Origin of the sequence: Bradyrhizobium sp. HKCCYLRH2015 (genome assembly GCF_051168215.1) — a bacterium.
In the GTDB taxonomy this organism is placed as follows: Bacteria; Pseudomonadota; Alphaproteobacteria; order Rhizobiales; family Xanthobacteraceae; genus Bradyrhizobium.
Genome location: NZ_JBNPUO010000001.1, coordinates 279,166 through 297,721, shown reverse-complemented (window position 1 = coordinate 297,721; position 18,556 = coordinate 279,166). Strand labels below are relative to the sequence as shown.

General features: G+C 65.8%; 18 protein-coding genes. 9 read left to right on the top strand and 9 right to left on the bottom strand.

Annotated features, from left to right (window positions below):
- Positions 1 to 191: 191 nt before the first annotated feature.
- From otnK to ltnD, 3 genes are read right to left on the bottom strand one after another with little or no spacing between them, the layout of a single operon-like run.
- On the bottom strand, positions 192 to 1,469 hold the full coding sequence (gene otnK / locus ACQR1H_RS01280; RefSeq protein ID WP_434848882.1) for a 3-oxo-tetronate kinase: 1,278 nt from the start codon (positions 1,467 to 1,469) through the stop codon (positions 192 to 194).
- Positions 1,466 to 2,248, bottom strand: a complete 783-nt coding sequence (gene otnI, locus ACQR1H_RS01275) for a 2-oxo-tetronate isomerase (RefSeq protein WP_315801324.1) — start codon at positions 2,246 to 2,248, stop codon at positions 1,466 to 1,468. The genes otnK and otnI overlap by 4 nt, the downstream gene beginning before the upstream one ends.
- 22 nt (positions 2,249 to 2,270) lie before the next feature.
- Positions 2,271 to 3,185, bottom strand: coding sequence for an L-threonate dehydrogenase (gene ltnD / locus ACQR1H_RS01270; protein WP_434907003.1), 915 nt, complete (start codon positions 3,183 to 3,185; stop codon positions 2,271 to 2,273).
- Positions 3,186 to 3,314: 129 nt separating this feature from the next.
- Between ltnD and otnC the strand changes: the two genes are divergently transcribed.
- The 6 genes from otnC to ACQR1H_RS01240 all read left to right on the top strand — a co-directional run bounded on the left by otnC (position 3,315) and on the right by ACQR1H_RS01240 (position 9,006).
- Positions 3,315 to 3,974, top strand: a complete 660-nt coding sequence (gene otnC, locus ACQR1H_RS01265; RefSeq protein ID WP_434847515.1) for a 3-oxo-tetronate 4-phosphate decarboxylase — start codon at positions 3,315 to 3,317, stop codon at positions 3,972 to 3,974.
- 20 nt (positions 3,975 to 3,994) lie between these two features.
- On the top strand, positions 3,995 to 4,207 hold the full coding sequence (locus tag ACQR1H_RS01260) for a hypothetical protein (protein ID WP_316239520.1): 213 nt from the start codon (positions 3,995 to 3,997) through the stop codon (positions 4,205 to 4,207).
- A 510-nt stretch (positions 4,208 to 4,717) separates the two neighbouring features.
- Complete coding sequence (locus ACQR1H_RS01255; RefSeq protein WP_315801387.1) at positions 4,718 to 5,755, top strand: ABC transporter ATP-binding protein; 1,038 nt, start codon at positions 4,718 to 4,720, stop codon at positions 5,753 to 5,755.
- Between the two features lie 33 nt (positions 5,756 to 5,788).
- Positions 5,789 to 7,078: an ABC transporter substrate-binding protein gene (locus ACQR1H_RS01250; protein ID WP_315801328.1), complete on the top strand. Its 1,290-nt coding sequence runs from the start codon at positions 5,789 to 5,791 to the stop codon at positions 7,076 to 7,078.
- Between the two features lie 88 nt (positions 7,079 to 7,166).
- Complete coding sequence (locus tag ACQR1H_RS01245) at positions 7,167 to 8,102, top strand: ABC transporter permease (RefSeq protein WP_434907002.1); 936 nt, start codon at positions 7,167 to 7,169, stop codon at positions 8,100 to 8,102.
- A 1-nt stretch (position 8,103) separates the two neighbouring features.
- Positions 8,104 to 9,006 (top strand): ABC transporter permease, encoded by a 903-nt coding sequence (locus ACQR1H_RS01240; protein ID WP_316183452.1) that lies wholly within the window; start codon positions 8,104 to 8,106, stop codon positions 9,004 to 9,006.
- A 429-nt stretch (positions 9,007 to 9,435) separates the two neighbouring features.
- On the opposite strand, the gene ACQR1H_RS01235 is transcribed toward ACQR1H_RS01240, so the two are convergent.
- From ACQR1H_RS01235 to ACQR1H_RS01210, 6 genes are all read right to left on the bottom strand, one after another.
- Positions 9,436 to 10,140: an ABC transporter ATP-binding protein gene (locus ACQR1H_RS01235; RefSeq protein WP_316239519.1), complete on the bottom strand. Its 705-nt coding sequence runs from the start codon at positions 10,138 to 10,140 to the stop codon at positions 9,436 to 9,438.
- Positions 10,124 to 10,855: an ABC transporter ATP-binding protein gene (locus ACQR1H_RS01230; RefSeq protein ID WP_434898365.1), complete on the bottom strand. Its 732-nt coding sequence runs from the start codon at positions 10,853 to 10,855 to the stop codon at positions 10,124 to 10,126. The genes ACQR1H_RS01235 and ACQR1H_RS01230 overlap by 17 nt, the downstream gene beginning before the upstream one ends.
- Entirely contained in the window at positions 10,852 to 11,856 is a 1,005-nt protein-coding gene (locus ACQR1H_RS01225) for a branched-chain amino acid ABC transporter permease (RefSeq protein ID WP_434898364.1), read from the bottom strand. Before ACQR1H_RS01225 ends, ACQR1H_RS01230 begins: the two co-directional genes overlap by 4 nt.
- The gene (locus ACQR1H_RS01220; protein WP_434907001.1) at positions 11,856 to 12,734 is read right to left on the bottom strand and encodes a branched-chain amino acid ABC transporter permease; all 879 of its coding nucleotides are present in this window, start codon (positions 12,732 to 12,734) and stop codon (positions 11,856 to 11,858) included. Before ACQR1H_RS01220 ends, ACQR1H_RS01225 begins: the two co-directional genes overlap by 1 nt.
- Before the next feature lie 193 nt (positions 12,735 to 12,927).
- Positions 12,928 to 14,172, bottom strand: a complete 1,245-nt coding sequence (locus tag ACQR1H_RS01215; RefSeq protein ID WP_434907000.1) for an ABC transporter substrate-binding protein — start codon at positions 14,170 to 14,172, stop codon at positions 12,928 to 12,930.
- A 96-nt stretch (positions 14,173 to 14,268) separates the two neighbouring features.
- The gene (locus ACQR1H_RS01210; protein ID WP_316239516.1) at positions 14,269 to 15,087 is read right to left on the bottom strand and encodes a putative hydro-lyase; all 819 of its coding nucleotides are present in this window, start codon (positions 15,085 to 15,087) and stop codon (positions 14,269 to 14,271) included.
- A 113-nt stretch (positions 15,088 to 15,200) separates the two neighbouring features.
- Here ACQR1H_RS01210 and ACQR1H_RS01205 point away from each other — a divergent pair, with 113 nt between their 5' ends.
- The 3 genes from ACQR1H_RS01205 (at position 15,201) to ACQR1H_RS01195 (ending at position 18,540) form a co-directional block, all read left to right on the top strand.
- On the top strand, positions 15,201 to 16,163 hold the full coding sequence (locus tag ACQR1H_RS01205) for a LysR family transcriptional regulator (RefSeq protein ID WP_316239515.1): 963 nt from the start codon (positions 15,201 to 15,203) through the stop codon (positions 16,161 to 16,163).
- Positions 16,160 to 17,410 carry a Zn-dependent hydrolase gene (locus ACQR1H_RS01200; RefSeq protein WP_316239514.1) on the top strand — a complete coding sequence of 417 codons (1,251 nt, stop codon included), beginning with the start codon at positions 16,160 to 16,162 and terminating at the stop codon, positions 17,408 to 17,410. The genes ACQR1H_RS01205 and ACQR1H_RS01200 overlap by 4 nt, the downstream gene beginning before the upstream one ends.
- A 218-nt stretch (positions 17,411 to 17,628) precedes the next feature.
- Entirely contained in the window at positions 17,629 to 18,540 is a 912-nt protein-coding gene (locus tag ACQR1H_RS01195; protein WP_316239513.1) for an NAD(P)-dependent oxidoreductase, read from the top strand.
- The last annotated feature ends 16 nt before the right edge of the window (positions 18,541 to 18,556 follow it).

The window sequence follows — 18,556 nt, the reverse complement described above, 5'->3', positions numbered from 1 at the left end:
ATTTACGGGAGTTATCGGGCATTACACGCAAAAAACATCTGCTTTTTCTGTGTGCGCCCCGATGCTTACGGCGGCACGACGGCGCTGCCGCGCCGAGCGACGGCTCACAAACTAAGCAGATGATGTAATCGGCACCGAGGCCCTGCGCGTCGTTCCAGAATCCGGCACACGCTCACGCAGCCGATGCGCAGCTAGCGCATCAGCCCGAGCGCATCGGCGAAAAACTGCGGACCGCCGAAATTGCCGGACTTCAGCGCCAGCAGCATGTCGCCCGCCTCGGCGCCGATCGCGCGAAGCACCGGCACGCCGGCCGCGATCTCCGGACCGACCAGGAAGCCGGGAATCCTGAGCCTGTCGACGACGGCGCCGGAGGTCTCGCCACCGGCGACGATCAACCGCCGCACGCCGGCCTGGATCAGCCCCGCGGCCAGATCGGCCATTGCCTGCTCGATCGCGTGCCCCGCCGCCTCGCGGCCGTGCCTGGATTGCAGCGCGCTGACCTGATCCGGCGTCGCACTGGAGGCGATCAGCACGGGTCCCTTGGCGACGCGCTCACGCGCCCAGGCGAGCGCTCGCCGCGCCTCGTCCGGGCCTGCGACCAGGCCCGCCGCATCGAGATGCAGCACCGGCATGATGGTCTCGGCCTGCGCGATCTGCTGCAAGGTCGCCTGCGAGCAACTGCCGGCGAGGCAGGCGGCCAGGCCGCCGACGGGGGCATCGGCGTGATGCGCCAAGCCGTGGGAATGAACCTGCCCGGTCTCGACCAGCGCGCGTGCCAGCCCGAGCCCGATGCCGGACGCGCCGACGGAGACCCGGCTCTTCAAGGCGGCCGCACCGATCGCGGTCAGGTCGGCATCGAAGACGGCGTCGACGATCGCCGCGCCCATGCCCTGCCCGGCCAGCTCCTGCAGCCGGCGGCCGATCGCCTCGGGCCCGTGCACGACGGCGGCGAGATCGACCAGGCCGATTTTCCGCCGGCTCTGGCGCGCCAGCACGCGTACCAGGTTGGCGTCATGCATCGGGTTGAGCGGATGGTCCTTGAGCGGGCTCTCGTTGAGCGGCACGGAGCCGACGAACAGGTTGCCCTGATAGACGGTCCGCTTCGTCTCCGGGAAAGCCGGCGTCACCAGCACGATCGCGTCACCGGCATCGCCGGCGAGCGCATCCATGACAGGGCCGATGTTGCCGGCGTCGGTGGAGTCGAACGTCGAGCAGATCTTGAACAGCACGTGGTCAGCGCCCCGAGCGCGCAGCCATGTATCGGCCTCGCGTGAGCGGGCCACGGCGAGCGACGCCTCGATCGAGCGGCTCTTCAGCGAGACGACGACGGCATCGACCTCCGGCAGCGTGAGGTCATCAGCCGGCACGCCGATGGTCTGCACCGTGCGCAGGCCGGCGCGGGTCAGGGTATTGGCGAGGTCGGAGGCGCCGGTGTAGTCGTCGGCGATGCAGCCGAGCTTCAAGGTCACGGCTTCACTCCCTTGTAGGGCGCGAACCAGCCGAGCCCGTCCTCGGTGCGACCGCGCGGATTGTACTCGCAGCCGACGAAGCCGGCATAGCCGAGCCGGTCGAGCTCGGCGAACAGGAACGGATAGTTGAGCTCCTCGCTGTCAGGCTCGTTGCGCGAGGGAATGCTGGCGATCTGGATGTGGCCGATGATGTCCATCATCTCGCGCAGCCGCATCGTGACGTCGCCGTGGATGATCTGGCAGTGATAGATGTCGAACTGCAGCTTGAGATTGGGAATCTTCAGCTCGCGGATGAGATCGCGGGCGAAGCCGAAATCGTTGAGGAAGTAGCCGGGCACGTTGCGCGAATTGATCGGCTCGATCACGACATCGAGCCCGTGGGGCGCGAAGAACTCCGCCGCCCAGGCGACCGACTTGGTGTACGCCTCCACGGCTTTCGCATCATGACGATCGGCGATGCCGGCCATCAGATGCAGCCGCTTCACGCCGGTGGCCTTGGCGTAAGGCAGCGCCGTCTCGAGGCTCGCCTTGAGATCATCGAAACGGTGCGGCAGTGCGGCAAAGCCCTTCTCGCCGGCATCCCAATTGCCGGGCGGCAGGTTGAACAGCGCCTGAGTCAGGCCGTTGTCATCAAGCCGCTTGCCGACCTCCTCGGCCGGATGATCATAGGGAAACAGGAATTCCACCGCGGTGAAGCCGGCCTTGGCGGCCGCCGCAAAGCGATCGAGGAACGGATGCTCGGTGAACATCATCGAGAGATTGGCGGCGAAGCGGGGCATGGTGCGAGAACTCGTCGTGCTGTTACTTGGAGGAGCCCGGCAATTTCGTGCCGGTAACCTGCGCATACATCCGCGCCACAGAGGCGTCGTCGTCGCGGCCCATGCCGGCGGCCGCCGTCATCAGGAACATCTGCAGCGCAGCCGCCGAGACCGGGACCGGGAAGCGGTGGTTGCGCGCCATGTCCTGGATGATGCCGAGATCCTTGACGAAGATCTCGACCGCGCTGCGCGGCGTGTAGTCGCCGTCGAGCACATGCGGCATGCGGTTCTCGAACATCCAGGAATTGCCGGCCGAGGCGGTGATGACCTCATAGACCTTGCGGATGTCGAGCCCCTGCTTGGCGGCGAAGGCGATGGCCTCGCTGGCAGCGGCGATGTGCACGCCGGCGAGCAGCTGGTTGATCATCTTGAACGCGGCGCCCTGCCCCGGGGCATCGCCGAGCTCGTAGAGCTTGGCCGCCATCGCATCGAGCGCCGGCCGCGCCTTCGCAAACGCAGCCGCACTGCCCGAGGCCAGGATCGTCAGCTCGCCTTGCGCGGCGCGCTGCGCGCCGCCGGAGATCGGCGCATCGAGGTAGTGCCGACCTGTGGCTTCCAGCTGCTTCGCCAGCCGCCGCGCGACGTCGGGATCCATGGTCGCGGAGGAGACGAACACGGCCTCCTTCGGCATGGTTTCGGCCGCGCCGCCAGGACCAAAAAGAATGGCCTCGGTCTGCGCCGCGTTGACGACGACGCTGACCACGATGTCGGCACCTCGCGCCGCCTCGACGGGAGTTTTCGCACCCTTGCCGCCCTCGGCAACGAAGCGCGCCACGCTATCGGCCGAGACATCGCATCCGGTCACCTCGAAGCCTGCGCGCTTGAGCGAGGTCGCCATGCCATACCCCATCGAGCCGAGCCCGATCACGGCGACTTTCAATTGCGATGGCGACGGCATGTGGCAGATCCCTGAAGCGTTTCCCGGAGACGTCCGGTTGCCCCGGACTGCACTCTGGGTATCACGGCTTGGCCGCGTTGCCAAAGCGTGAGACAAAGCGGCAAAACAGCGACATGCGAGGAAAGACCAGTGGCGGAAACTGCGATTCGCGAGGCCATCTGCCGGTTCGGTCGCTCGCTGTTCGAGCGCGGGCTGACGCCGGGATCGTCCGGCAACATCAGCGTGCGGCTCGATGACGGCGGCTGGCTGGTGACGCCGACCAATGCCTCGCTCGGCTTCCTCGATCCGGCCCGCCTGTCGCGGCTCGATGCGCGCGGCGATCTGGTCTCGGGCGATGCGCCGACCAAGGAGGTGCCGCTGCACACGGCGCTGTACCAGACGCGCGACGCGGCGCGCGCCGTCGTGCACCTGCACTCGACGCATTCGGTCGCGATCTCGATGCTGCCGGAGATCGATCCGCGCGCCGCGCTGCCGCCGCTGACACCTTATTACTTGATGCGCTGCGGCCAGACCGCGCTGGTGCCCTATCATCGTCCCGGCGATCCCGCGGTCGCCGATGCCATCAAGGGTCTCGCCGGCAAATACGCCTCCGTGCTGCTCGCCAATCACGGGCCCGTCGTGTCCGGTGACACGCTGGAAGCCGCCGTGTTCGCGATGGAGGAGCTCGAGGAGACCGCAAAGCTCTATCTGTTGCTGCGCGGGCTCAACCCGCGTCATTTGTCGCCGCAGCAGGTCGACGATCTGGTCAAAGTGTTCGGCCTCACCCTGCCTCACAGCGATCATCACTGACCCACCGGCGGATGATGGGCATGCACTATTTCGCAACAACGCCGGCCGAGATCGATGCCGCCGTCCGGGTGCTCTACGAGGAGGCCCGCTTCTATCGCTGGTTTCCGATCGCAGCCGACTCCTATGACGCGTTCGCCGCCTCTGATCCGATCGCGGCCAGCGAGCTGCGCGGCATCGCCGAGCGCATGCTGGTGGCCGCCGCGCAGGCCAGATCGCGGGCACGGCGGGTCTAGCGTCCCGTCAACCCGGCTTGCATACGGCGGAGCCTGCGCCGCCTTGTCGCTCATCAAGCTGCCTTGCCTCAGGAGGACAACGATGCCTAATATTCGGGCAAAGTGCGGCTGCGGCAGCCATCAGGGATGGATCGGTCGAACAAGGACGGCACCGGCAGCCCATCACTGCCGTGGCGCGAGGATGCGCCCCGCTCGTCCACCATCGATTGCAGCCCCGTCGTATGGCACGCCCCGAGCCACGAAAGGACAGGGCAAAATGCTTCCACATCGGCGTGGGCGCGGCTGTTTGACCGGATCGGCGGCGGATCTGAGCGGGCTGACGCCGGGACCGCGGATTACCCTTTCGAGCGTTGCATACACATCTCCCCCAACGCGCAATCGTCCCGGGCTGCGCCGCCCCCGCGGCGGCCCTTGGCATATCCGTTGCAGACGTCAGACGGGTCGGATCGCGGCCGCGCGACGGAGCGAGCTGCGATCATGACCGATAAGGGACAGGGCGACGGAGGGCGGATGGCGGCGGGCGCGAGCTTGGAACTGGTGAAGGTGACGAAGATGTACGGTCACGTCACCGCCGTGGACGCAATCGACCTGCGGATTCCCGCCGGCTCCTATTGCTGCCTGCTCGGCCCGTCCGGCTGCGGCAAAACCTCCACCCTGCGCATGATCGCCGGCCATGAATCGGCGACATCGGGCGACATCATCGTCGGCGCCAGGAACGTCACCGAGCTGCCGCCCGCCGGGCGCGGCACGGCGATGATGTTCCAGTCCTACGCGCTGTTTCCGCATCTGTCGGTGATCGACAACGTCGCGTTTGCGCTGAAGATGAAAGGCGTCTCCAAGCCCGAGCGCCACGCCAAGGCACGCGAGCTGCTCGAGCTCGTCGACATGCAGGGCTATGCCGGCCGCCTGCCGGCGCAGCTCTCCGGCGGCCAGCAGCAGCGCGTGGCGCTGGCCCGCGCGCTGATCACCTCGCCGCAAATTCTCCTGCTCGACGAGCCGCTGTCGGCGCTCGACCCCTTCCTGCGCCTGCGCATGCGCGCCGAGCTGAAGCGGCTGCAACGCGAGCTCGGCCTCACCTTCGTCCACGTCACCCACGGCCAGGACGAGGCGATGGCGCTGTCCGATCTCGTGGTGCTGATGAATGGCGGCCGCATCGAGCAGCAGGGCAGCCCGCGCGAGATCTTCAATCACCCGCGCACCGAGTTCGCCGCCCGCTTCATCGGCGGCCACAACGTGATTCCGCTGAACGGCGAGACCTTCGCCGTGCGTGTCGACCGCATCCAGCTCAAGGCGCCGAATGCCGCGGTCGACGGTCCGGCCGTGTCGGGCACGATCAGCAAGATCGAATATCAGGGCACCTATGTGCTGGTCGCGGTCGCCACCGACGGTGGCCCCGAGATCTCGGCGCAGCTCAGCGACGATCAGTTCGATGCACAGACCCACGTGATCGGCGAGCGCGTCGTCGTGACCTGGAATCCGGCGCTCGCCGATGCCCTGACTTCCCGCCCCGCCGCAACAGCCACGCCGGCTGCCGAGCTGGTCGCCTGATTTCGTTTGCCTGCTTTTCCCAAGGAGATGATCATGACCGATCGATCGAAGACAACATCCATCAGCCGCCGTTCGCTGCTCAAGGGCGCGGCGGGCGTCGCCGGTCTCGCCGGCTCGGGCACGCTGCTCAGCGCGCCCTACGTCCACGCCGCCGATGCCAAGGTGCTACGCTATCTCGGCACCGCGGTGAACGAGGGCGACGAGATCTCCAAGAAGTGCCTCGCCGACACCGGCATCAAGATCGAATACATCACGGCGACCACGGACGACGTCACCAAGCGCGTCATCACCCAGCCGAACTCGTTCGACGTGCTCGACACCGAATATTTCTCGCTCAAGAAGCTGGTGCCATCGGGCAACATCTTCCCGCTCGATGCACGCAAGATCAAGGAATTCGACAACATCACGCCGGTGTTCACCAAGGGCGAGCTGCCCAACGGCAAGAAGATCGGCGGTCAGGGCACCGCGCCGTGGAAGGTGCTCTATCTCGACGGGCCGAACTCCAAGACCTTCTCGGCCACCCCGACCGAATGGGTCACGCTGATCCCGACCGTGTACAACGCCGACACGCTCGGCATCCGCCCCGACCTGATCAAGCGCCCGATCAACTCCTGGGCCGAGCTGCTCAACCCCGAATTCAAGGGCAAGGCCTCGATCCTCAACATTCCCTCGATCGGCATCATGGACGCCGCCCTCGTCGTCGAGGCGACCGGCCAGTACAAATATGCCGACAAGGGCAACATGACCAAGGCCGAGATCGACCTGACCATGAAGGTGCTGACCGAGGCCAAGAAGGCCGGCCAGTTCCGCGCGTTCTGGAAGGACTTCAACGAGTCCGTCAACCTGATGGCCTCGGGTGAGACCGTGATCCAGTCGATGTGGTCGCCCGCCGTCACCAAGGTGCGCTCGATGGGCATCGCCTGCACCTTCCAGCCGCTGAAGGAAGGCTATCGCTCCTGGGCCTCGGGCTTCTGCGTCTCGAAGGCGGTGGCCGGCGGACCGAAGCTCGACTGGGCCTATGAGTTCGTCAACTGGTACCTGTCCGGCTGGGCCGGCGCCTATCTCAACCGCCAGGGCTACTACTCGGCCGTGCTCTCCACCGCCAAGGCCAACATGACCGAGGACGAGTGGGGCTACTGGATGGAAGGCAAGCCGGCCAAGGCCGACATCAAGGCGCCGGATGGCACCTTGATGGAGAAGGCCGGCGCGGTGCGCGACGGCGGCTCCTACGACGATCGCATGGGCGCCGTCGTCTGCTGGAACGCCGTCATGGATGAGAACGACTACATGGTCCGCAAGTGGAACGAGTTCATCGCCGCCTGATGTGACGTCGAATACTGCCGCGCCCATGATATCGCGGGCGCGGCAGGCTTTCTAAGCGCTCATTCGCGACCGGACGACAGGTATCCCCGTGGCCGTGACGATCGACAACTCGCCCGACACCGTAGCGCCCGCGGAGAGCACCTTCCGCAAGATCACCATGCGCTCGATCGCCTGGCTGCAGGCCGGTCCGATGATGCTGGTGTTCGCGCTGTTCTTCCTGCTGCCGCTCGTGCTCGTCGTCGTCGTCAGTGCGTGGGACTACAACGAATATGAGATGATCCCGGCGTTCAGCTTCCGCGGCTACACCGACACCTTCGAGGGCTGCGTCGCAAACCTGCCCGAGCTGTGCACGATCCTGAAGACATATCTGAAGACGCTGAAGCTGTGCCTGCTGACCTGGGGCCTGACCTTGATGATCGGCTTCTGGGTCGCCTATTTCCTTGCCTTCCACGTCCGCAGCAAGACCTGGCAGATCGTGCTGTCGCTGTTGTGCACGATCCCGTTCTGGACTTCCAACGTGATCCGGATGATCGCCTGGATTCCCCTGCTTGGCCGCAACGGCCTCGTCAACCAGGGGCTGATCGGCGCCGGCGTGGTCAACAAGCCGGTCGAATGGCTGCTGTTCTCGGAATTCTCGGTGGTGCTGGCGCTGGTCCACCTGTTCACCTTCTTCATGGTGGTGCCGATCTTCAATTCGATGATCCGCATCGACAAGCGCCTGATCGAGGCCGCCTATGATGCCGGCGCCTCCGGCTGGCAGACGCTGGTCAACATCGTCATTCCCCTGTCGAAGCCCGGAATCGTGATCGGCTCGATCTTCGTCATCACCATCGTGATGGGCGACTTCGTCACCATCGGCGTCATGGGCGGGCAGCAGATCGCCTCGGCCGGCAAGATCATCGAGTCCCGGCTGTCGGCGCTGCAATTCCCGGCCGCCGCGGCCAATGCCGTGATCCTGCTCGGCATCACCATCATCATCATCTCCGCACTGACGCGGATCGTCGACGTGCGCAAGGAACTCTGAGATGGGAGACAAGCGCCCCCGCTCCTTCTACATCCTCGCCGCGTTTTTTTCGGCCTACGTGCTGTTCCTGTACGGGCCGATGATCGCGATCTACATCCTGTCGTTCCAGGGACCGGACGGCGGCCTGACGTTTCCGATGAACGGCGTGTCGCTGACCTGGTTCGGCAAGGTGTTTTCCGGCGGCGGCATCGTCGACATCGGCGCCGCGTTCAAGCGCTCGCTGGCGCTCGGCCTCGTCGTGATGGTCATCACCGTGGTGCTGTCGGTCGCCGCCGGCATGGCGTTCCGCAAGCCGTTCCGCGGCGCATCGGTGCTGTTTTACACCGCGATCGCCAGCCTGATCATGCCGTCGATCATCACCTCGCTCGGCATCGCGCTGGAGTTCCGGCTGATCGACGACTTCGTCAACAAGCACGGCGCCGACTTTGGCCTGGGCTGGCTCGCCGATGGCTACACCACCGCCATGGGCCTGTTCACCTCGGGCTTAGGTGCGCATCTCACCTGGACCCTGCCGTTCGGCCTGCTGATCATGTTCGCGATCTTCAACCGCTTCGACGGCCGTCTGGAGGAAGCCGCCCGCGACCTCGGCGCCACGCCCTGGCAGACCTTCCGCCACGTCGTGCTGCCGATCATCCTGCCGAGCGTCGTCGGCATCGGCCTGTTCGGCTTCACGCTGTCCTGGGACGAACTGGCACGGTCGAGCCAGGCGATCGGCTCGGTGAACACGCTGCCGCTGGAGCTGCAGGGCCTGACGACGACCGTCACCAAGCCCGACATCTACGCGCTGGGCACGCTGACGTCGGCGGTGTCGTTCGTCGTGATCTTCGCGGCATTGTCGGTGATTCTGGTGCTGCAGGCGCGGCAGCGCCGGCAGGGCTCGGATGCCGGCAAGGGGATGGTGTAGGAGTTCAGCGCCGAAAAGCAGTCACGATCGAACTCATCGTGGCAAAGCTTGACAACAAGCAGCGAGCGCGGTGCCTGTGAATGCGCCCTCGCCCCTTGTAGGAGAGGGCATATAGGACAGCGCAGCAAGCTCGGTTGGGTGAGGGGTTTTTCTCTATGAGCGACACTCGCGGAGAGATACCCCTCACCCAACCGCGTACGTGGATGGGCCGTACATGCCCTCTCCCACAAGGGGCGAGGGCGCTGTATCTCGCAGCGCCGTCGTCTCGCGACTTTGCTCGGTGCGTAGGGTGGGCAAAGGCGCGCCAAAGTCTCCGATGATTTACGACGCCATCTCCCGCGCCGTGCCCACCGTCTTTCCTCATCGGCACCGCTGGTGGGCACGCGCCGCCTGACGGCGGCGCTTTGCCCACCCTACGAGGTCATTGCCTCACAACCCCAGATACGCCTTCCGCACATCCTTGTTGCCGCTGATCTCCGCTGATGTCCCCTGCATCAGCACGCGACCCGTCTGCAGGATGTAGGCCCGATCTGCGATCTCCAGGCATTCCGCCATGCGCTGCTCGACGATGAGCACCGTCATGCCGGCGTCGCGGATGCGCTTGACGGCCTGGAAGATCTCGTCGACCAGCTTCGGCATGATGCCCTGCGACGGCTCGTCGAGCATCAGGAGCCGCGGCCGGGTCATCAGCGCGCGGCCGATCGCCAGCATCTGCTGCTCGCCGCCGGACAGGGTCTCGGCGCGCTGCTCGAGCCGCTCGGAGAGCCGCGGAAACAGTGTGAACACGAAGTCGAGCGGCTCCTCGCGGTTGGCTTCGCTGCGATAGAGATAGCTGCCCAGCCGAAGATTGTCGCGCACCGAGAGCCGCGGGAACAGCCGGCGGTTCTCCGGCACATAGGCGATGCCGCGTGCCGTGATCAGATGCTGCGCCATGCCGTCGATGCGGTTGCCGTCGAAGGTCACGCTTCCCGCGCGCGGCCGCTCGGCGCCGGCGATGGATTTCAACAAGGTCGACTTGCCCGCGCCATTGGCGCCGGCGACGCAGACGATCTCGCCCTTCTCGACGTCGATCGAGACATTCGAGATCGCAACCAGGCCCTGATAGGCGGTGGTGACGTCACGCACCGACAGCATGGCGGTCTCCAAGATAGGCGGAAATGACTTTGGGATCGCGGACGACGTCCTTGGGCTTGCCTTCGATCAGCACCTTGCCGAGGTCGAGCACGATGGCGCGGTCGACCAGCGGCATCACGATCTCCATGACATGCTCGACCATCAGCACGGTGATGCCGGTGTCGCGCACGCGGCGCACGAGCTCGACGCCCTTCTGGGATTCGACCGGCGTCAGGCCGGTCAGCACCTCGTCCAGTAGCAGCAGCTTCGGCTCGGTCGCGAGCGCGCGCGCCACCTCCAACCGCCGCTTCTCCGAGGGCACGAGGTCGCTGGCGAGCACGTCGGCGCGCGCATCGAGCCCGCAGAACGCCAGCACCTCATGCGCCTTGCGGCGGGCGTCGCGCATATTGGTAGTGCGCACCAGGGAGCCGACGATGACGTTCTCGATCACCGTCATGCTCTCAAAACTCTTCACCACCTGGAAGGTGCGGCCGATGCCGCGCTGGCAGCGCTCGGCGGCCGGCAGCGCCGTGACGTCCTCGCCGTCGAACAGGATCTGGCCTTCGGTCGGCTTGAACGCGCCGGCGATCAGGTTGAACAGGGTCGACTTGCCGGCGCCGTTCGGCCCGATCAGGCCGACGATCTCGCCGCGCCCGACCGAGATCGAAACGTCGGAGTTCGCCGTCAGGCCGGAGAAGCGCTGGGTGATGTTGCGGGTTTCCAACAGCGCGGTCATGACGCCACCGCCTCTCTGACCGGCTGGGCAGCCGGCTTCGGCTTGCGGGAGAACAGGCTGACGAGTCCTTGCGGCCGGGCGAGCGAGATCGCGATGATCAGGCCGCCATAGACGATCAGGTCGACACCGCGGCCGGAGCCGCCGATATAGGAGCGCGTCAGCTCGGTCAGCGGGATCAGGATGACGGCGCCGAGCATCGGGCCCCAGAGGGTGCCGATGCCGCCGAGCACGGCGGGCAGCGCCATCAGAAGCGAGAACTGGAAGCCCATCACGCTCTCAGGGTCGATGTAGGAGACGAACTGCGCGTAGAAGCTGCCGCCGATCGCGACCAGGAAGGCGGAGACGGCCGCGGCGCCCATCTTGGAGTTGAAGACGTCGACGCCGAGGCTTTCGGCTGCGACAGGATTGTCCTTCACCGCGCGCCACCAGTAGCCCCATTTGGAATCCTCCAGCCACCAGGTGACGAACCAGGCGACGCAGGCCAGCGCGAGCGCGAAGTAGAAGTACGGCAGCTTGGAGCGGGTGAACTGGAACGTCAGCCAGGAGTCGCGCCGCACGGGAATGTCGATGCCGAGCGCGGCCCCTGCAAAATCCCAGTTCTGGAACAAGAGCAGCGTGATCTCGGCGATGACGATGGTGGCGATGACGAAGTAATGGCCGCCGAGCCGGAAGCAGGGATAGCCGAGCGCCATCGCGATGACGGCGGAGATCAGACCGCCGGCGAGCATGCCGAACCAGGGCAGCACGCCGAACTTGGTGAACAGGATCGCGGTCGTGTAAGCGCCGAGCCCGAAATACAGCGCATGCCCGAGCGAGATCTGGCCGCAATAGCCGGACAGGATGTTCCAGCTCTGCGACAGCGCCGCATACATCAGGGTCAGCACCATGATGTTCTGGACGTAGACGTCCTTGACGAAGAACGGCACGGCTGCGGCGATCGCCGCAAGGAACGCGGCGAGGACGAGATCGCGCCGGCGACGTTGGATGAATGCCTTGTCCATCAGATCGATCCGAACAGGCCGCGCGGGCGAATGAAGACGACGAGGAGATAGACGCCGTAGATGCCGACGGTCTTCAGCGACGGCGGCAGGATCAAGGTGGTCATGGCCTCGACCAGACCGACCACGATGCCGCCGGCGAACGCGCCGAACACGCTGCCGAAGCCGCCGAGCGCCACCGTCACATAGGCGATGGTCGCGAACGACGCGCCGACGTCGGGGAAGACATAGAAGAAGATCGACATGACCGCACCCGCGAGTCCGACCAGCGCCGCGCCAAGGCCCCAGCCGAGCGCGAACACCTTGTTCTTGTCGATGCCGACCAGCGCCACCGCGCCGGCATCCTCCCGGGTCGCCTCAAGCGCGCGGCCGAAATCGGTGCGGTGGATGAAGAAGTACAGGCCGGCAAAGGCCGCGATCGCAATGAGAGCACCGACCAGCTGCGGCTGCGGAAGGTAGATGCCGGCGATCGAGATCGTCTTGCCGCCCAGCCATGAGTGCGGAATGCTGCGATAGTCCGGGGTGAAGAAATACTGCGCGACGCCGCGCATCAGGACGGCGAGACCGAAGGTGGAGAAGATCTGCACCATGCCGGTGTTGGCCTTGGCCCGCACGGCAAATCTCACGATCAGCAGATAGACCACCGCGCCGAAGACGAACAATCCGGCCGCGACGATCGGCGCCGCCAGCAGCGGATCGAGCGCGAAATAGGCGAACAGGAAGAAGGTCGCATACATCGCGATCATCAGGAACTCGCCATGGGCGAAGTTCACGACGTCCATCAGGCCGAAGATGAGCGCCAAGCCCACGGCGATCAGGCCATAGAGCAGGCCCATGAGCAGGCCGCTGGCGAGACTTTGGATGATTGTTTCTGCTGTCACAGATCTTGCCCCACTCTCGATGTGACTCGGGGTGTCGTCCTGGCGAACGCCAGGACCCATAACCACCACTGTTTGTGTGGGGCACGACGACAGCCGATCATCGTCCAACCACGGCCTCGGCGTATGGGTCCCAGGTCGGCGCCGCCACGCGCTGGCGCGCATCGCGGCTTGCCCGGGACGACATCCGAGTTGATTACTTCATCGGCCAGCTGGCTTCGGCGACCGCGGCCTGTGTCGGGAAGATCGTGACGAACTTTCCGCCGACATATTGCAGCAGCACCGGATCGGCGTCGTTGTTCTGGCCGTTCTCGTCGAACTTCACCCGCTTCCACGGCATGATGGTCGCCTCGCCCGGCATGTCGGTGGCGGCGAGCGCGTCGCGGATCTTCTCGCCGTCGGTCGACTTGGCGCGGTTGATGGCATCCGCCATCACGATCAGGCCCATGAACTGGCGCGACGAGTAGTCGTTGAAGTCCTTGCCCGACTTCGCCTTGAACATGTCGTTGATCTTGCCGACCATCGGCCGCTTGGCGGCGAGGTCGAGCGAGAACGAGCCGCGCGAGATCACGCCTTCGAGCTTGTCGCCGACCGCGTCATACAGCGCCTTCTCGGAGAAGCCGGCGTCCTGCGCGACGATCGCATTTGGCTTGTAGCCGAGCTCGGCCATGGTCTTGACCAGCAGGATGCCGTCGGTGGTGTAGCTCGACGGCATCAGCACGTCGGCGTTGGCGGCCTTCAGCTGCTGCACCTCGGCCGACAGCGACGGCGAGTTGGCGCGGTACTTGATGTCCGCGACGACCTTGTAGCCGCGCTCCTGGGCGAGCTTGAGCTGGGCGTTGCTCGAATCGGTGCCGAAGATGGTGTCCTCGTGGAACAGCGCGAGCGTGTCGATCTTGGTGCCCTTCTTCTTCATCATGTCGAAGAAATCGAACATCGCCTGCGAGAACATCTCGTCATGCGGCGCGGCGCGGAAATAATACTTCAGGCCGCGGCGATGCAGGCTCGGCGAGGAGTTGTCGGCGGAGAGATACGGGATCTGGTAGCGCTCGCAGATCTGGCTCGCGGTCACCGCGACGGCGCTCTGATACGAGCCGATGACGGCGGCGACCTTCTCCTGGGTGATCAGGCGCTCGGCCTCGGCGCGGCCCTTCTGCGGGTCGGCCTGGTGGTCGGCGAACACCAGCTTGATCTTGGCGCCACCGAGGCCTGGCAGCCCTTCGGTGCGCGCGAGCGGCAGGTCGTAATCATACTTGCCGTTGATGATCTCGGCCGCCGTCTCGAACGCGCGCTGCGCGTCGACGCCGATCTGCGCACTGGCGCCGGAGAACGGATAGATGACGCCGATCTTCACTTCCAAGGTCTGGGCGCGGGCGGCGATCGGGCCGAGCGCGGCGGCAGCGGTGGCTCCAAGCAGGACGTTTCGGCGCGTGATGGTCATGGCAAGATCCTCTGATGAAAGCGCATCGATGAAGCGGTTGAGATCGGTGGTAAAGGCTCAATAAGCAGCAAGACTGCCTGATTAAAGGCTGCCTGATTAGAGGACGGCGAGATCCTTGTTCCTGAGATCGGTGATCAGCATCAGCCCCGGCGCGTGGGTGATGGCGAAGGACAGCTTGGCCGCGGCGATGACCGCCTGCGGCGTCACCCCGCAGGCCCAGAAAACGGGAATTTCGTCTGAGCCGACCGGCACCGGATCGCCGTAGTCCGGCTTGTTGATATCGGCGATGCCGATCTGTTCGGGAAGACCGAGATGCACCGGCGCGCCGTGCACGGCCGGAAAGCGCGTCGTGATCTGCACGGCGCGGATCGCCTGCGCCGGCTTGAACGGACGCATCGACACCACCATCGGTCCCGCAAACGGCCCGGACGGCGTGCAGGCAATGTTGGTGCGATACATCGGCACGCGACAGCCCTGCTCGATATGGCGGATCGGCAGGTCGTCGGCCATCAGCGCTTCCTCGAAGGAGAACGAGCAGCCCAGCACGAAGGTGACGAGGTCGTCGCGCCAATGCGACATCAGGTCGGTCGGCTCCTCCACCATCTCGCCCTCGCGCCAGACGCGGTAGCGCGGCACGTCGGTGCGGATGTCGAGATCGGCGCCGAGTGCCGGAATATGAGGATTGCCCGGATCGGACATGCCGATGATCGGGCACGGCTTCGGATTGAGCTGGCAGAACCGGTGGAAGGCGCCGGCGTACTGCTCGGGCAGGATCGCCAGATTGCCCTGCACGAAGCCATTGGCGACGCCGGCGGTGCTCCAGCCCTTGCCGGTGCGATAGTCCAGGCGGGCCTGATGGCTCGGGAGAAGGTCTGTCTCGCCCGCTGATTGCTGCAATGCCGCAGAAACAGTCATTTGTGCCACTTGCCTAATATCTCGACAAACTCACTGAACATCAGCCATGCTATAAAGTCTAATCTTCGTTTTTAATCAGGATCGATAAAACAAATTGATCCGAGCGGGGCGCGATGTTGGATTTCCGTTCCATCGAGACCTTTCTCTGGGTGGTGAAGCTCGGCAGCTTCCGCGGCGCGGCGCAGCGCCTGAACACCACCCAGCCGGCCATCTCCCAGCGCATCGCCCAGCTCGAGCGCGAGCTCGGCGTCAAGCTGCTCAACCGCGATCATCGCGTGGCATCGCCGACGGCCAGCGGACGGCAGATGCTGGTCTATGCCGAGAAGCTGATCGGCCTGCGCGCGGAAATGCTGGCCGAGGTCGGCGACCGCTCGGCGATGCGCGGCGTGCTCCGGCTCGGCGTGGCCGAGACCATCGTGCACGACTGGCTGCCGCGGCTGATCAAGAGCGTCAACGAGAGCTATCCGAACCTGTCGCTGGAGATCGAGGTCGACGTCACGCCGAACCTGCACGCGCGCCTGCTCGCGCAGGAGATCGAGCTCGCCTTCGCACTGGGCGCGCCGTCCGAGTCCGGCATCCGCAGCCGCGTGCTGTGCGACTATCCGATCAGCTTCCTCGCCAGCCCTGCCCTCGGCTTCGGCACGGGCGTGGTCACAGCCGAGCAGATGGCACGCTTTCCGATCATCACCTTCCCGCGCAACACCCAGCCCTATGACAATGTGCGCTCGCTGTTCAACCGCCCGCATCTGCCGCCGATGCGGCTGCACGCCAGCGCCTCGCTGGCGACGGTGATCCACATGGCGGTCGAGGGTCTCGGCGTCGCCGTCATTCCCGCGGCGATCGTGGCCAATGAGATCGAGCGCGGACGACTGCAGGAGCTGAAGACGGACCTGCGGATTCCGCCGCTGACCTTCACCGCGAGCTGGCTGTCATCCCCCGAGATGGTCGCGATCGAGCGCGTGGCGGAGCTCGCAGCCCGGACCGCGCAGACGGCCAGCCATCCCTCGGCGTCGGTTGACGCGCTCGTCGCGGCGCGCGATGGACAGGACGCCGGAGTACAGGGAATTCAAGCATGAGCCGCGCCGTCACCAATCTGCAGATCGATTCCGCCCGCCTCTGGGACAGCATCCACGAGACCGCCAGGTTCGGCGCCACGCCGAAGGGCGGCGTGCGCCGGCTGACCCTGAGCCAGGAGGACAAGCAGGTCCGCGACTGGTTCCGCAAGGCCTGCGAGGACGCCGGGCTCGAGGTGCATGTCGACACGCTCGGCACGATGTTCGCCCTTCGCAAGGGGCGCGACATGTCGAAGGCCCCGATCGGGCTCGGCTCGCATCTCGACACCCAGCCGACCGGCGGCAAGTTCGACGGCATTCTGGGCACGCTTGGCGCGCTGGAAGTGATCCGCACGCTCAACGATGCCGGCATCGAGACCGACGCGCCGCTGTGCATCGTCAACTGGACCAATGAGGAAGGCTCGCGCTTCGCGCCGGCGATGATGGCCTCCGCCGCCTATGTCGGCGATTTCACCGTCGAGGACATCTTGTCGCGCAAGGATGCCGACGGCACGACCGTCGGCGAAGCGCTGGACGGCATCGGCTATCGCGGCGAGGCCAAGGTCGGCACGCAGAAATTCTCCGGCTTCGTCGAGCTGCATATCGAGCAGGGCCCGATCCTGGAGGCCGAGAACAAGACCATCGGCGTGGTCGATCACGGCCAGGGCGTGTTCTGGTACGACGGCAAGGTCACGGGCTTCGAGAGCCACGCCGGCTCGACCCCGATGCCGCTGCGCCGCGACGCACTGCTGGCGCTGTCGGAGTTCGCGCTGACCCTGGAGCAGATCGCGATCAGGCTCGGGCCGAACGCGGTCGCCACCATCGGCGAGGCCGTCATCGCCAATCCCTCGCGCAACGTCATCCCCGGCGAGATCGCCTTCACCATCGACTGCCGCAGCGCCAACGCGGACACCTTGGAGGCGCTCGATGCCAGCCTGCGCGCGGCCGCGGGCGAGATTGCGAAGAAGCGCAAGGTCGAGATCGCAATCGACCAGGTCTGGCGCAAGCCGCCGACCCATTTTGATCCGAAGCTGGTCGATGCCGTCGAGCGCGCCGCCGGCACGCTCGGCTATGCGCACCGCCGCATCACCTCCGGCGCCGGCCACGACGCCTGCAACCTCAACACCATCATGCCGGCCGCCATGGTGTTCGTCCCCTGCAAGGACGGCATCAGCCACAACGAGCTCGAGGACGCCACCCAATCCGACTGCGCCGCTGGCGCGAATGTGCTCCTGCACACGGTGCTGTCGCTGGCCGGCGTGGCGTCGTGACGGGCTGACGCTCGCGGGCTTGTCTAGGGCCTCATCCTTCGAGACGCCGCTGCGCGGCTCCTCAGGATGAGGGGAGAGTCTTCGATGTCGCTGCTTCCCCTCATGGTGAGGAGCGCCGAAGGCGCGTCTCGAACCATGAGGCCCGAGATGCTTCAAGTTGAACCACATTGAGTTGCCCTGCCCCATCTTGTCTCATCGGGGCTCGTCAGGAGGTATCCGTGCGCGGAGTTTTCATCGACGCCAACGACTCGCTTGCCGAGATCTTCGAGCGGCAGCGCCAGCCAGGCGATCCCGGGATGCGCGTGCATCTCGACCCCGACATCAAGCCGGAGGACTGGCCGGCGATCCTCGACGGCGCCGAGATCGGCGTGGTCGATCACACCGCGCTCCCGACCGACGTCGCGAGGCACTGCAAGGGGCTCAAGCACGTCGTCTTCCTGGGCACCGGCGCACGCAGCTACATGAACCCGGAGGAGCTCGCCGAGCTCGGCATCACCGTGCATCTGATCAAGGGCTACGGCGACACCGCGGTTGCCGAAGCCGCCATCGCGCTGATGTGGGCCTCTGCCCGCGGCATCGCACAGATGGACCGCGAGATGCGCGCCGGCAACTGGCTGCGTGACGACGGCATGCAGCTCACCGGCAAGACGCTCGGCCTGATCGGCTTCGGCGGCATCGCCGCGGAAGTCGCGCGCATCGCGTCGGGCAGCGGCATGAAGGTGATCGCCTGGAACCGCTCACCGAAGAGCCATCCCGGTGTGGAGTTCGTCGAACTCGAGACGCTGCTCCAGAACAGCCACGTCGTCTCGCTGCATCTCCTGCTCAACGACGAGACCCGCGGCTTCCTGTCGCGCGAGCGCATCGCGCAGATGCGCCCCGGCGTGATCTTCGTCAACACCGCCCGCGCGGCAATCGTCGACGAGACCGCGATGATCGACGCCCTCCGCTCCGGCCACATCCGCCACGCCGGCCTCGACGTCTTCAATACCGAGCCGCTGCCCGCCGGTCACGTGCTGACCACGATCCCCAACGTGACTCTGTCGGCGCACTCGGCGTTCCGCACGCCGGAAGCGAGCGAGAATCTGATCCACGCCGCGTGGGAGCACTGCCGCCGCGTGGCGAAGTCGTAGTTGTGAACGCATAGGG